This is a genomic window from Fimbriimonas ginsengisoli Gsoil 348, from assembly GCF_000724625.1.
Taxonomy (GTDB): domain Bacteria; phylum Armatimonadota; class Fimbriimonadia; order Fimbriimonadales; family Fimbriimonadaceae; genus Fimbriimonas; species Fimbriimonas ginsengisoli.
The window spans coordinates 630903-643292 of the sequence record NZ_CP007139.1 but is presented as its reverse complement, the minus strand read 5'-3'; the positions used below and the strand labels follow the sequence as shown (position 1 = coordinate 643292).

Genomic DNA, 12390 nt, shown 5'->3' with positions numbered 1-12390 from the left:
ACACCATTTCTTAATTTGAGTCGAAAGACCTATTTTGGGTCAAAGGTCGAACGAATCGCGGGGGCGGCGATCGTTAACGTCAAGCCCCGAGAACATAGAAACATGGAACCGCGGGGACGGGCCAACCTGCTATACGGCTTCGCTACGCGGTTTTAGGATTCTTAGGCTAATGAGCCAGCCGATCAGGAGGCAGACGGCGCAGCCGACGAAAGGGGAGTAACGGCCGAATGCCTCGGTAAGGCCCAATTGCCGTCCCAGCGGCTGCAGTTTTTCGTACATCGCGGATCCGATCGGGGCGCCGACGATCGCCCCCAACCCTTGAGCGGTCATTACGGCGCCGATGTTCGTTCCCCGCCTCTGAGGGTCGATATCGCTGACGCTGGCCATCCAGGCGGGAATCGCCAACAGGAAACCGATGCCGACCGGGATGCCTCCCAATGCGAGGAGCCATGGCTGCCGCAGCAGCGGCAAGAACATCCCGCTGCCGATGGCCGCCATGCCAATAGTGCATAGGCCAAGGCCGAGGTGAACCGCTTTGACCCGGCCGATCTTCTCCCCGAACTTGGACATCGGGACGCTGCAGGCGGCTAGTACGGCAGCGCCGGGGAGGATTAGGAATCCGATCTGAGTTTCGCTAAAGCCGAACTGGTCGACCGGAAACAGTTTGAAGATCACCATTGGAAAGCCGATGCCGGCGAAAGTGACCGTGGCTAGGAGGAGATAGCTCGGGATCTGCCGCATCGACTTGAGAAAGTCTGCCAGCCCCACTTCGTTGGTCGCGACTTCCTCCACGTGGGCATGTTTCGGTTTGCCCGACGGGACGAGCCGCCAAACTGCGATGGCCACCGCGGCGAACAGGGAGGAGGCAAGGATAAGCGCCGCCCAGCGGATCGGGCCCATTCCATGGCGCTGCAGGATCTGGGTCGCAATATCGTTGGCGGCGCCGCCGAGAGGGAAGGCGACGGCGATTCCCAGCATGTAGCAGAGGTTCATGAGCGACATCCCCTGCTGGCGCTCGTCGTCGGCGACGGCATCGTTCATCCGTAGGAATGCCGCGGGCCAGAGCATAGCGGCGCCGAGGCCGTCGATCGCTCGCAGCAGGATGAAGAGGAAGACCTCAAATGGAGCTCCACCCGTTCGTGGTACGACGAGGCTGAGAACGGCCGTGACTGCGCTCATCGCCGGACCGAGGAGCATGAACATCTTGGGGCCGAACCGATCGGCCAGGTGCCCCATGGGGCTCTTGAAGAGCGCTTCGACCAAGAGGAAGGAGACTACAACCCAGCCGACGGTCGCTTCGCCAAAGTGGCGGTCGTCGCGGAGGTAGATCGTCATCGTGCTGAGGTTCAGCACGGCGTAGCCGATTTCGGCGAGAAGGGCGACGATCAGAAGGCGCAGAACCGTCGGCCGTCGCAGCAGCGCCTTGTTCGGCGTTGCCGGTTCGGTCGTGGTTAGTGGGTTCGCCATCCTTTCTCCTGCGTTGTACGACCTATTCCGGTTGCAAGGAGTTTACTGGTTTAGGGTTTTTATCGGGCGGAGGTTGGAAGGAACCAAGACCCAGGCTGGGACCAGTTCGCCGACGACGATAAGGCGGTGGCGGCAACCTGCTGACTTTACCGGGATCAAATGCTTCTATACTGCCGCGATGCGTTCTACTCTTCTCTTTTTCGCCGCCATTGGAATCCTGGCGGCGGCCGCTTGCGGGGGATCCTCCTCGCGTTCTACGCCCGGCCCAAGCCCGAGCGATTCGCTTGCGGCATATAAGGCTACGCTTTCCGATGGGTCGCTAATGTTATTGGAAGTCGACTCGCCGACGGGCACTACCTGGGAGGGGGACTTCGACATCGTTCCGGCAGATGGCTCGTTCTCGTTGCAGGGGAACGGAGAGTTCAACGGCACTCTGACCGACGGCGTGATCCACGCTACTTGCCAGGCGCTCGACGGCACGACCTTTGACTTGGACGGGCAGGTCACCTCCACGGGGGGATATCGCCTGACCCGCTCAGACCACCCGAGCGAGGTGCTTCAGTTCTCGCCCGAAGCGCGGCTCTTTAGCCAAACTAGGGCCTCTCGTAACTTCAAGTATCAGGGTATTGCGGGGCAAATCAACCTAGACTCCCGGAAGGATCGGGGCAACGGTGTCTTTGATTACGCGATCACCATCGGCAGTCACCCGGGCTTCGCCCGCTTCTTCACGAACAACACCAGCGTGGTTGTCGTCGAGGTTGCCGGCGGGGGACAGATGATGGGCGCATTCGACGGACTCAAAGTCGACAATTTTGGGACTAAGAGCTTCAGTTCGTATGGCTCAGCCATCCTTCTCGGTGAGTTCGAGGTTCAATTCGGCCGGTTCTTCATCGGACCCGGCTAACCCAGTAGCGTCGGCGCCCTCGCCGATGTCCCGGTGTACCGAAGGTACACCGGGCGCAGCCACGAGCCAACCTGCGGCTGGAGGTAGGGACGCCATTCTCAAAGACGAAAAAGCCCTTGGCCGCCGAATGACGACCCCTTTGAAAAGCCCCGTCCCTATAATGGGCGCATGCCCAGAACCAGCGTCCTCTTGCTAGTCTTTGCCGCCCTACTGACCGGAGCCGCTTGCGGTGGTTCCGGGTCGAGTGGAGGCCCGACCGCCACCCCATCCGATCACATCCAGGAATACTCGGCTACCCTCTCCGACGGCTCGAGGATGATTATCGAGATGGACCCGTCGTCTTCGTCGACGATCGAGGGGGAGTTCTCCCATATCGTTAGCGCGGATTCCGATGCGCCGGAAGACGAAGGGGCTTTCTATGGAACGCTGCAGGGCGGTCAGTTCGATGTGACTTGCCATACGATGGCCAACACGAAGTTCAAGTTGGTGGGCCATTCCACCGCGAAGGGAGGGTTTCTCCTGACGAGATCGGATCGCCCCGGCGAATCGATCGAGTTTTCTCCCTTGGCTCGACTGTTTTCCACCGGTCGAAGCGTCGTCAGCTTCGCCTTTCAAGAGATGTCGGGCACCTTCGACACGTCCACCCGGAGGGACCTAGGAAACGGTTCCATCGAGTATGTGGGGACCTGCGGAAGTCACCAGGCAAAGCTGGTCTTCAAGACCAACAGCCGCGTCGACATCACCGTCACGGTCAAAGATAAGGGGCACGTATTGGCTCAATTTACCGGGGCTACCGTGGCCACGATCAGCACTTTGAAGCAAATCTCAACTTCGAGGACCCTCTCGACGGTCGGCGATTTGACGGTGGGAAGTGGCATCTCCTACCTGGGCACTTTGTAGGGGCTGTGGAAGACAAAAAAGCCCGAAGCCGTAGGCTTCGGGCTTTTTGAGCACTGAAGGAAAGAGCCGCTCTGGAGAGTGGCGGTCCGGAGATCAGCGCTTGACGAACTGGAAGCCGCGTCGGGCCTTCTTCCGTCCGTACTTCTTCCGCTCTTTGACTCGCGAGTCGCGGGTCATGTAGCCGCCGGCTCGGAGCTCCTTGCGTAGCGTCTCGTCCATCTCGACGAGGGCGCGGGAGATGCCGAGTCGAATCGCGCCGGCTTGGCCGGTGATCCCTCCGCCCTTGACCGTCGCTTTAATGTCGAACCGGCCGTCCATACCAAGGTGGACGAAGGGGGATTTGACGAGGATCTCGAGCACTGGGCGTCCCAGGTACTCCTTGAACTCGCGACCGTTGATTGAAATCTTCCCCTCGCCGGGGGTCATCCAGACACGGGCGATAGCGCATTTGCGCCGGCCGGTGCCGTAATTCTGTTGAGTGGCTGCCATCGGGTGTCCTTACTTCTCCTTACGAACGTTAAGCGGCTGAGGGTTTTGAGCCTCATGGGGATGCTCGGAGCCCTTGTAGACCTTGAGCTTCTTGAAGAGCGCTTTGCCGAGCTTGGTCTTAGGGGTCATGCCCCAGACGGCCTTTTCGACCATCTTCACCGGGTCGTTCTCCAGCATGTCGCCGCGGCTCACGTTCTTGAGGCCGCCGGGCCAACCAGTGTGCCAGTAGATCAGCTCATCTTTCTTTCCGCCGGTCAGGACGACCTTTTCGGCATTGATGATGATAACGAAATCGCCACAGTCGGCGTTGTAGGCGAAGGTCGGCTTATGTTTGCCTCGCAGCACCTGGGCGACTTGGGCGGCGAGGCGACCCACGGGGATTCCCGCGGCGTCGACCACAAACCACTTGCGCTCGATGCTTCCTTCCTTATTAACGTAGGTTCGGTTCATTTGTCTGTATCTCAGGTCTCAGGTCGTAGGTCTTAGGGAATCTCAGGGGTTGCCTGTGACCCGGACCTGTTAAGTCGTGGGAAGCGGTTCGATTGTCGTGGTGCGGTTGTCTTTGGGAAAGCGGCCGTATCGCACCTGCATCAGGCATAAGCCGTTTGCGGGGAGAACTACGGGCAACTGGACACCCATCCGCTCCTCTGGGTGGAGGAGCTTGCTGACCTCTGCGACGTCTCGGTAGCCTCGCCCCACTTCCAGGAGCGCGCCCGCCATCCTCCGCATCATTCCGCGTAGGAAGGCCGTGCCGACAACGTCCAGCCACACCTCATCTCGAACTTGGCGAACACGGAAGGAGAAGAGCTCTCGCCGCGTGTTGATCACGTGGGGTTCGAGTTCTTCGGTGAACGCCAGGAAGTCGTGCTCCCCGGTAAGCGCGCCGGCTCCGATTTGCATAGCGGGGATGTCCAAAGGACGTCCATACCAATGCGCGAAGCGCGTGCGGTGGGGATCCCGGACGCCGGTCTGGATTCGATACCGATAGAATCGATCCATTGCGCAGAACCGGCTGTGGAACGATTCATCCACGACGGTCGCGCTGACGACGGCCAGGTCGGAGGGAAGCCGCTTGTTCAGCACTCGCGCCCACTTCGCGGTAGGCATTGGCGACTTCGTATCGAAGTGGCATACCTGTCCCCGCGCGTGAGCGCCGCTGTCGGTGCGGCTGGCTCCGGTGATCTCGACTTCCTCGCCCGAGATAAGGCGAACAGCTTCTCTCAATGTGCCCTGAACAGTTCTCTGTCCAGCTTGCGGAGCCCAACCGCGGAATTCAGTTCCGTCGTAGGCGACGGTGAGCTTGATGCGCATGAGGCGCAAGGCGTGAGGCGCGGAGCGTGAAGTTCTAAACTTTACGCCTTACGCCTCGCGCCTTTCCCTCCTAGATGACGAGTTCGAGGACGGCCTCGGGGGCGCCGTCGCCTCGGCGCGGGCCGAGTCGGGTAATTCGGGTGTATCCGCCCGGGCGATCCTTAAATCGGGGGCCGATCTCGTTGAACAGGTGAGCTACGAGGTCTTCGCCGTTGATAAGGCTTCGGTCGGCCAGAATCTGCGTCTTCTCACCCTGGGTTTTGCCGGCGAGGAGCTTCTCGGGTTTGGGCGAGCTGCTGCTGTGGCCGACGAGGACTTTGCGAGCGCGTCGACGCGCCTCGATTCCGTCCTCCATCTTGGTGAGGGTGATGAGCTTCTCGACGAGTCGTTGAAGCTCCTTCGCTCGGCCCATGGTGGTACGGGTATAGCCGTGGCGGATGAACTGGCGCTGCAGGTTCGTCAGCAGGGCCATGCGCTGGTCCGACGGTAGCCCAAGCTTTCGGTGGTCGACTAGGTGTCTCATTTTCCTTTTAGTTAGCGGTTGGCAGTTTGCAGCTTGCAGTTAGGGGAGGCAAAGTGCCAACTGCTAACTGCGAACTGCTAACTCAAATTCAGAAGTCCTCGTCGTCTTCGTCGTCGAGGGTATCGAGCGCGGAACGGTAACCACCCTTCGGCGGCTTCAGTTCGAGTCCGTGCTCGGCCAGTTTGTCGCGAACTTCGAGCAGCGACTTCTTACCGAAGCCTCGGATCGCCGTCAGGTCGCTTTCGGTGGCCACGGCGAGATTCTTGAGGTTCAAGATCCCGGCGCGGCGCAGACAGTTGAAGGTTCGTTGCGAGAAGTCGAGCTCCTCGATCCGAAGATCGGGAACGTTCTTCAGCATCTCGTCCGACATGTCCTCGGTGATTTCCGCCTCGTCCTCGAAACCGGCCTGGCCGAGATCGAAGAACATTCGGAAATACTTGTCGAGAATGTGGGCGGCCTGCGAAATCGCGTCGTTCGGGGTGACGGCGCCGTTGGTCCAAACGTCCAGCACAAGCCGCTCGTAGTCGGTACGCATACCGACGCGGGTCGACTCGACCGTGTAGTTGACCTTCTTCACCGGGGTGTACTGTGAGCCGGTCGGAATCACTCCGATCATGCCCTTGTACCGCTCCTGCTTCTCCGGCAGAGTGTAGCCAGCGCCCCAGTTGACGTACATCTCCATGGTAAGGCTGGAGTTGGAGTCGCTGATGGTAGCGATGTAAACCTCGGGATTGACGACTTCGACCCCTTCCGGAGTGATGATGTCGGCGCCGGTAACGCGGCCCGGACCCTTCACGTCGATGCGGAGCACCTGCTCGTTCTGCGCGGCCTCTCCGGTTGCCCGGATTGCCACGTCCTTTAGGTTGAGGACGAGCTGGATGGTGTCTTCCTTGACGCCAGGAATGGGAGCGAACTCGTGGAAGACCTTATCGACCCGGATGGCGGCGATCGCCGCGCCCTGGATCGAACTCAGCAGCACGCGTCGAAGCGCGTTGCCGATGGTCTGGCCGTATCCGCGCTCGAGGGGTTCGAGCACGAATTTGCCGTAGTCTTGCTGGATGTCAAGGGTAGAGATGTGGGGCATTCCGGTTTTTCGTTTACGTTGTGTGGGGTTTGCGGTGCTGAGGCTTTAAGCGGTTAGGGCAGATTCACCCTTTGATCTCAACACCTCGAAACCTTAGACTCGGCGTCGCTTCGGCGGTCGGCAGCCGTTGTGCGGAAGCGGGGTGACGTCGACGATGCTCGACACTTCGAGGCCCGATGCCTGAAGGGAACGGATCGCCGTTTCACGGCCGGAGCCGGGGCCGCGAACCTGAACGTCGACTCGGCGAAGGCCGTGCTCCTGCGCCAGTCGGCTCGCCTTATCGGCGGCGACCTGCGCGGCGAACGGAGTGCCCTTTCGCGAACCCTTAAAGTTCACGTTGCCGGCGCTCGCCCAGGAGATCGTGTTTCCTCCCGGATCGGTGATGGTGATAAGGGTGTTGTTGAACGTCGCGCGAATGTGGGCGACGCCAACCGGAATATTCTTCCGCTCCTTCTGCTTGCCTTTCTGGACTGCTTTTCTTGCCATGTCTTAGTGCGTTAGCGGTTAGCGGTTAGCGGTTAGCGGCCATTCGAGCCCCTGACCGCCAACCTAGTTACTACTTCTTGGCCTTCTTCTTGCCGGCGACCGTCTTCGGCTTGCCCTTGCGGGTTCGAGCGTTGTGGCGGGTGTTCTGGCCGCGGGTCGGCAGGCCGCGTCGATGACGAAGACCGCGGTAGCAGCCGATCTCCATCAGACGGCGGATGTTGCCGTTCACTTCGCGTCGAAGGTCTCCCTCGATCTGATACTCGCGATCGAGGATCTCGCGGAGGTGGCCGATCTCGGCTTCGGTCAGGTCCCGGATCTTCTTCCGCGGGTCGATGTTGGCCTTGGCGACCAAATCGTGGACGTTATGCTTGCCGATGCCGTAAAGCAACGGAAGCGCGTAAAGGACTGCCTTTTCGCGCGGAAGGTCGATACCTGCAATTCTCGCCATTCTTGTTTTCTCTTTACTCGGGTTGCCTCAGCCGATCGAATTAGCCCTGCCGCTGCTTATGCTTGGGAACCTGGCAGATCACCCGCACAACTCCGTTGCGCTTGATGATCTTGCATTTATCGCAAATCTTTTTAACACTGGCCCTGACTTTCATCTAAATCGCCTCTTCATCCGTCTCTACTCGCACAGGGCAAAACACATCGCTTCACCCAGCCACGAGAGTTGGCTGACGCAAGACGATAGGATACCCAAGCCACGCGGTTTAGATCAACCGTTGCGCCTTCGCGCGAACGTTCGTTCGCCCAGTCGTCAACCTTCGAGGCTGCTGACGACTTCCGTCAATTCTCCGACCGGTTCCTGGAGGTCGTAGTGGGGAATATAGGTGGGGAGGTCGAGTTCCGATCCGTACCGGCGCACCTGCTCTTCCAACATGATGCTATAAGCCTGGTCGTAGACGACCCCGCGATCCGTACCGTGGACGTTCTCGTTCAGGCTCTCGTAGTCGATGTGATTGAGGCGAAGCGCGATCGCTTGGGCCACCCGTTCCCTCGAGAGATTGGCGCAAAACCGGTAATCGGACCGGCCGTCCTCAGCTACAAACGCTTCCGGGAACACCCGCTCGATATCCCCTCGGATACGTCCCCGAACCTGCAAGAGCCTCGGTTCGTGCTCGTGCTGCACGATGGAAAGGAACGAATCGCGCAGAAATATCCACATGCTTACAGCATGGCTACGAAAATGCCGAAATGTGAGTGCCGGTTTTCGTTTTTTTACCGCAAGTTTTTCAAAGGCGGAAGGCGGAAGGCGGAAGGCGGAAGGCGGAAGGTCGGCGATCTTCAGACATCATCCATCAGCCATCACCGTCCATACCCCCTCACCCCCAACCCCCTCTCCCTCGTCGGACACATACATCCCGAGGAGGGAGAGGGGCTCCGGAGGCTACTTGTATCGGTAGACGATTCGACCCATCGTGAGGTCGTACGGGCTGAGCTCTACTCGGACGCGGTCGCCAGGGAGGATTCGGATGTAGTTCATCCTCATCTTGCCGCTTACGTGCGCCAGGATCTCCTGCTCGGTCTCATCGAGCTTCACGCGAAATCGCGCGTTGGGAAGGTTCTCGAGAACTACGCCCTCGAGCTCGATTCCCTTTTCCTTATCCTGCTGCGGCTTATACGGCGGTCGTCGTCTGGCCATTGGATACAGTTTACCCCCGTGAGCCCGGCTCTGAACCGTAACGCGAAGCGTTGTAGCTATAGGTTGGCTCGTACCTGCGCGAGAGCGTAGGGTCGCTACTCTTGCGTCAGGATCTCGGGGCCGTCGCGGGTGACCGCGATGGTGTGCTCGAAGTGGGCCGATAGCTTGCCGTCGGCGGTGACCACCGTCCACTTGTCGTCCAGAAACACCACCCGGTGGGTCCCCTGGTTGATCATCGGTTCGATGCACATCGTCATCCCTTCACGGATCGGGTCGCCCTTTCCGGGCTTGCCGTACATCGGCACGTTCGACGGCTCCTCATGAAGCTTTTGCCCAATGCCGTGGCCGACGAGCTCGCGGACGACCCCATAGCCGTTGGATTCGCAGTAGCGCTGCACGGCAGCCCCGATGTCGCCGATCCGGTTACCGACTCGTGCCTTCGCGATCCCTTGCATTAGGCTCTCGCGGGTCACGTTCATCAGCCGTTGCGCTTCGGGGCTCACCTTGCCGACCGCATAGGTCCAAGCTCCGTCCGCATGCCAACCATCTTTTAGCACGCCGAAGTCGAGGGAGATCAGGTCCCCTTCCTGAAGCGGAACCGCCGTGGGGATGCCGTGGACGACCACGTTGTTGACCGAAATACAGGTCGCGGCCGGATAATCGCGATATCCCAGGAAGCTCGGGACGCCGCCGGACTCCTGGATCAGCCGGTGGGCGAGGGTGTCCAAGTCCTTGGGGGTCGTCTTTCCGGGAACGATGCTCTCGGAGCAGATGCGGAGGGTTCGGGCGACGATGCGTCCGGATTCACGCATTTTCTCGATCTGGGCGCGGGTCTTGAGCAGGCTCACACGCCCACCCTGCCCGCAATTTGCGCATAGGTCTCTTCCGGGCCCACGCTTCCGTCCACTCGCTCCAGGGAACCGGTCCTCTCGTAATAATCGATGACCGGCGCCGTGTTCTCCCGGAATGTACGCAAGCGCTCGCGGATCGTCCCTTCCTGGTCGTCGGACCGAGTGAAGAGCGGTCCGTTGCACTTATCGCAAAGCCCTTCCCGCTTCGGAGGCTTGTTGCGGCTGTTATAGATCTCGCCGCACTTGGTGCATCCCATACGTCCGGCGAGGCGGTGGACGATCGTCTCGACCGGGACTTCGATCGAGACGACCTTGTCGAGCCCCATCTCCATCTCGAAAAGGATTTCATCCAACGCCTCCGCCTGTCGCACGGTTCGGGGAAAGCCGTCCAAGACGAACCCATGTTTCCGCACATCTTCGGAGCGGAGCCGTTTGGCCATCATTTCGATGGTTACCCCGTTCGGCACAAGCTCGCCATGGTCGATGTATCGTTTGGCAAGCCGCCCGAGATCCGTCTCGGCCTCGATCTCCCGGCGAAAGATCTCCCCCGAGGAAAGCGCGCGCAGACCCAAACGGGATGAAAGAAGGGCGCTCTGCGTCCCCTTCCCGACGCCGGGAGGGCCGATTAGGATAAGTCTTAGGCTCATTCGATTGCTGGATTCTTAAATTGCTCGATTGCTCGATTCCCCAGTTGGTCCATTATGGAGCCTTTGCCGCCGGTCTAGCTTAGGCGGAGGCAGCGGACTGTTCCTCTCCAATCAAGCAATCCAACAATCCAGCAATCAAGCAATGTAGAAGGGCCGGTACGAACCCAAGAGTTCGTACCGGCCCAATCGAGCAGTCAAGCAATCCTGCAATCAAGCAATGGAGCTACTGCCCGTACTGCTTCATCAACAGGTTCGCTTCGATCTGGCGCATCGTTTCTAGCGCCACGCTGACCATGATCAGCAGCGAGGTGCCGCCGATGACGTTCACTTGTTGGGAAGAGATTCCCGCGAGGCGCGGTGAGATGTACTGGAGCAGCGCGACTACCGAGATGAAGGCGGCGCCGACGACGGTGATACGTGAGATCACGCCGTCGAGGAAGTCCTTCGTCTGCTTGCCCGGGCGCACGCCCGGAATGAACGAGCCGCCGCGCTTGAGGTTGTTGCTGATGTCCTCCACGTTGTACTGGATCGCGGTCCAGAAATACGTGAAGAAGAAGATCATCGCCGTATACAGGATCGACGCCAGAACCGCCTTGAGGGGCGAGGTGGAGTTCGGCTGAAGGTACGAGGCGGCCTCATACAAGAAGTTGCCGACCGGCGTCTTTTGGCCGCCCATCATCATCGAGAACTGATAGGGGAGACCGAGCAGCGACACCGCGAAAATGATCGGCATAACGCCGGCCATGTTTACCGAGAGCGGCAAGTAGCTCGTCTGTCCGCCCATCATCCGCGTTCCCACCATTCGCCGCATATGCTGGATCGGAATCCGGCGCTGGGCGGTGGTGAAGTAAACGATGAACCAGGTCGCGAGGAGGAAAACTCCAATCACTACGATCGGGCTGTAGAACGGAACGGCGTGCGCTTGAACCCCCTTGAACAACTGCTCGACCGTGCCGGGCAGCGACAGTATGATGCCCGCGAAGATCATCAGCGAGACGCCGTTGCCGATGCCGCGCTCGGAGATCTGCTCTCCCAGCCACAGCATGAACATCGCGCCCGCCGTCCAGAACAGCAGCGTCACCAGCTTGAGCGGGACGCCGAGCGCCGCGATCTGCGGAACGCCGTTCAGAATCTGGAGCAGACCCCAACCTTGGATAAGGCAGAGGGCGATCGTCAGATAGCGCGTCTTCTTGTTCTGCTGGCTCCGGGCGTACTCGCCGCCATCCTGCATCTCCTGCTTCCACTTAGGAACCGCGGTGTACAGGATCTGCATGATGATCGACGCCGTAATGTACGGGTTCAGGCCGAGCGAGAAGATCGAGATCCTCCGCAGGGCGCCGCCGCCGAACATGTTCAGCATCTGGAACATCGGGTTATCGAGCTGACTGGTGAGGTCCTCCGGCCGCAGGCCGGGAATCGGCACCGCGACGTGCACGCCGAAGGCGAACACGGAGAACATTGTCAACACGAACAGAATGCGCGAGCGCAGGTCCGGATCGGCCCATGCCGCCCGGAGTGTCTCCGACAGCGGAAGGGCGAGGCCCTTGTCGCCTCGCCCGCCCCAGTCGGCGCCTCCCCCTCCGAAACCGGAGGGAAGGCTCACAGCGTTACCGCCTGACCGCCCTTAGCGGCGATTGCGTCCGCCGCCGATTTGCTGAACTTGTGCGCACGCACGGTCAGCTTCTTCTTAAGCTCGCCAAACGCAAGCACCTTCACGCCGTCTTTGGAGGGCGAGACGATGCCCTTGGTGTAGAGAATTTCCGGCGTGACTTCGTCGCCGTCCTGGAACATCTTGTCCAGGTCGTCGAGGTTCACGATCGCGAATTCCTTATGGTTGATGTTTCGGAAGCCCTTCTTAACGGGCAACCGTCGCTGGATCGGGGTTTGGCCGCCCTCGAAGTTCGGGTTGATCTGGCGTCGCGCGCTCTGACCCTTCGAACCTCGGGTTGCGGTCTTACCCATGCCGGAGCCAATGCCCCGGCCGACCCGCCTCTTCTTAAACGTGCTCCCCTTCGGGGGCTCGAAATTATGCAGACTCATCTAATTCCTCACTCACTTGGTAGCGTTGGGCTACTACCGGTTGGTA

Annotated in this window: 17 protein-coding genes; 2 read left to right on the top strand and 15 right to left on the bottom strand. The window is 60.1% G+C overall.

All coding sequences use genetic code 11. The annotated features are described in order from the left end of the window. Window positions 1–129 precede the first annotated feature (129 nt). Window positions 130–1467 (bottom strand): MFS transporter, encoded by a 1338-nt coding sequence (locus OP10G_RS03000; protein WP_025227362.1) that lies wholly within the window; start codon window positions 1465–1467, stop codon window positions 130–132. A gap of 178 nt (window positions 1468–1645) precedes the next feature. Here OP10G_RS03000 and OP10G_RS02995 point away from each other — a divergent pair, with 178 nt between their 5' ends. Then, the gene (locus OP10G_RS02995; RefSeq protein WP_025227363.1) at window positions 1646–2371 is read left to right on the top strand and encodes a hypothetical protein; all 726 of its coding nucleotides are present in this window, start codon (window positions 1646–1648) and stop codon (window positions 2369–2371) included. Window positions 2372–2539: 168 nt separating this feature from the next. Further along, window positions 2540–3271: a hypothetical protein gene (locus tag OP10G_RS02990; protein WP_025227364.1), complete on the top strand. Its 732-nt coding sequence runs from the start codon at window positions 2540–2542 to the stop codon at window positions 3269–3271. A 93-nt stretch (window positions 3272–3364) separates the two neighbouring features. Here the strand turns inward: OP10G_RS02990 and rpsI are convergent, their stop codons facing one another. From rpsI to rplO, 14 genes are all read right to left on the bottom strand, one after another. Next, window positions 3365–3760, bottom strand: a complete 396-nt coding sequence (gene rpsI, locus OP10G_RS02985) for a 30S ribosomal protein S9 (RefSeq protein WP_025227365.1) — start codon at window positions 3758–3760, stop codon at window positions 3365–3367. 9 nt (window positions 3761–3769) lie between these two features. Then, the gene (gene rplM, locus OP10G_RS02980; RefSeq protein ID WP_025227366.1) at window positions 3770–4210 is read right to left on the bottom strand and encodes a 50S ribosomal protein L13; all 441 of its coding nucleotides are present in this window, start codon (window positions 4208–4210) and stop codon (window positions 3770–3772) included. A gap of 69 nt (window positions 4211–4279) precedes the next feature. Next, the gene (gene truA, locus OP10G_RS02975) at window positions 4280–5071 is read right to left on the bottom strand and encodes a tRNA pseudouridine(38-40) synthase TruA (RefSeq protein WP_144240960.1); all 792 of its coding nucleotides are present in this window, start codon (window positions 5069–5071) and stop codon (window positions 4280–4282) included. Between the two features lie 70 nt (window positions 5072–5141). Next, window positions 5142–5594, bottom strand: a complete 453-nt coding sequence (gene rplQ / locus OP10G_RS02970; RefSeq protein WP_025227368.1) for a 50S ribosomal protein L17 — start codon at window positions 5592–5594, stop codon at window positions 5142–5144. An 88-nt stretch (window positions 5595–5682) separates the two neighbouring features. After that, window positions 5683–6678: a DNA-directed RNA polymerase subunit alpha gene (locus tag OP10G_RS02965; RefSeq protein WP_025227369.1), complete on the bottom strand. Its 996-nt coding sequence runs from the start codon at window positions 6676–6678 to the stop codon at window positions 5683–5685. A 93-nt stretch (window positions 6679–6771) separates the two neighbouring features. Continuing rightward, window positions 6772–7164, bottom strand: coding sequence for a 30S ribosomal protein S11 (gene rpsK, locus OP10G_RS02960; RefSeq protein ID WP_025227370.1), 393 nt, complete (start codon window positions 7162–7164; stop codon window positions 6772–6774). A 70-nt stretch (window positions 7165–7234) separates the two neighbouring features. Further along, the gene (rpsM, locus tag OP10G_RS02955) at window positions 7235–7612 is read right to left on the bottom strand and encodes a 30S ribosomal protein S13 (RefSeq protein WP_025227371.1); all 378 of its coding nucleotides are present in this window, start codon (window positions 7610–7612) and stop codon (window positions 7235–7237) included. A 40-nt stretch (window positions 7613–7652) separates the two neighbouring features. Beyond that, window positions 7653–7766: a 50S ribosomal protein L36 gene (rpmJ, locus tag OP10G_RS25585; protein ID WP_084178783.1), complete on the bottom strand. Its 114-nt coding sequence runs from the start codon at window positions 7764–7766 to the stop codon at window positions 7653–7655. 155 nt (window positions 7767–7921) lie between these two features. Further along, window positions 7922–8329 carry a hypothetical protein gene (locus OP10G_RS23850; protein ID WP_025227372.1) on the bottom strand — a complete coding sequence of 136 codons (408 nt, stop codon included), beginning with the start codon at window positions 8327–8329 and terminating at the stop codon, window positions 7922–7924. A 222-nt stretch (window positions 8330–8551) separates the two neighbouring features. Next, complete coding sequence (gene infA, locus OP10G_RS02945) at window positions 8552–8806, bottom strand: translation initiation factor IF-1 (RefSeq protein WP_025227373.1); 255 nt, start codon at window positions 8804–8806, stop codon at window positions 8552–8554. 95 nt (window positions 8807–8901) lie between these two features. After that, entirely contained in the window at window positions 8902–9654 is a 753-nt protein-coding gene (map, locus tag OP10G_RS02940; RefSeq protein WP_025227374.1) for a type I methionyl aminopeptidase, read from the bottom strand. Continuing rightward, a complete protein-coding gene (locus OP10G_RS02935) occupies window positions 9651–10304 on the bottom strand; it encodes an adenylate kinase (RefSeq protein WP_025227375.1) in 654 nt (217 codons plus the stop codon). Before OP10G_RS02935 ends, map begins: the two co-directional genes overlap by 4 nt. A gap of 223 nt (window positions 10305–10527) precedes the next feature. Further along, window positions 10528–11907, bottom strand: a complete 1380-nt coding sequence (gene secY / locus OP10G_RS02930; RefSeq protein ID WP_025227376.1) for a preprotein translocase subunit SecY — start codon at window positions 11905–11907, stop codon at window positions 10528–10530. After that, window positions 11904–12344 carry a 50S ribosomal protein L15 gene (gene rplO / locus OP10G_RS02925; RefSeq protein WP_025227377.1) on the bottom strand — a complete coding sequence of 147 codons (441 nt, stop codon included), beginning with the start codon at window positions 12342–12344 and terminating at the stop codon, window positions 11904–11906. The genes secY and rplO overlap by 4 nt, the downstream gene beginning before the upstream one ends. Between the last annotated feature and the right edge of the window lie 46 nt (window positions 12345–12390).

Coding starts and splice junctions, on each gene's coding strand:
- truA (WP_144240960.1), bottom strand. CDS start 5,071: ATGCGCATCAAGCTCACCGTCGCCTACGACGGAACTGAATTCCGCGGT.
- OP10G_RS02965 (WP_025227369.1), bottom strand. CDS start 6,678: ATGCCCCACATCTCTACCCTTGACATCCAGCAAGACTACGGCAAATTC.
- rplQ (WP_025227368.1), bottom strand. CDS start 5,594: ATGAGACACCTAGTCGACCACCGAAAGCTTGGGCTACCGTCGGACCAG.
- infA (WP_025227373.1), bottom strand. CDS start 8,806: ATGGCCAGACGACGACCGCCGTATAAGCCGCAGCAGGATAAGGAAAAG.
- OP10G_RS02990 (WP_025227364.1), top strand. CDS start 2,540: ATGCCCAGAACCAGCGTCCTCTTGCTAGTCTTTGCCGCCCTACTGACC.
- OP10G_RS23850 (WP_025227372.1), bottom strand. CDS start 8,329: ATGTGGATATTTCTGCGCGATTCGTTCCTTTCCATCGTGCAGCACGAG.
- rpsM (WP_025227371.1), bottom strand. CDS start 7,612: ATGGCGAGAATTGCAGGTATCGACCTTCCGCGCGAAAAGGCAGTCCTT.
- OP10G_RS02995 (WP_025227363.1), top strand. CDS start 1,646: ATGCGTTCTACTCTTCTCTTTTTCGCCGCCATTGGAATCCTGGCGGCG.
- OP10G_RS02935 (WP_025227375.1), bottom strand. CDS start 10,304: ATGAGCCTAAGACTTATCCTAATCGGCCCTCCCGGCGTCGGGAAGGGG.
- OP10G_RS03000 (WP_025227362.1), bottom strand. CDS start 1,467: ATGGCGAACCCACTAACCACGACCGAACCGGCAACGCCGAACAAGGCG.
- rpsK (WP_025227370.1), bottom strand. CDS start 7,164: ATGGCAAGAAAAGCAGTCCAGAAAGGCAAGCAGAAGGAGCGGAAGAAT.
- rplM (WP_025227366.1), bottom strand. CDS start 4,210: ATGAACCGAACCTACGTTAATAAGGAAGGAAGCATCGAGCGCAAGTGG.
- rpsI (WP_025227365.1), bottom strand. CDS start 3,760: ATGGCAGCCACTCAACAGAATTACGGCACCGGCCGGCGCAAATGCGCT.
- rplO (WP_025227377.1), bottom strand. CDS start 12,344: ATGAGTCTGCATAATTTCGAGCCCCCGAAGGGGAGCACGTTTAAGAAG.
- rpmJ (WP_084178783.1), bottom strand. CDS start 7,766: ATGAAAGTCAGGGCCAGTGTTAAAAAGATTTGCGATAAATGCAAGATC.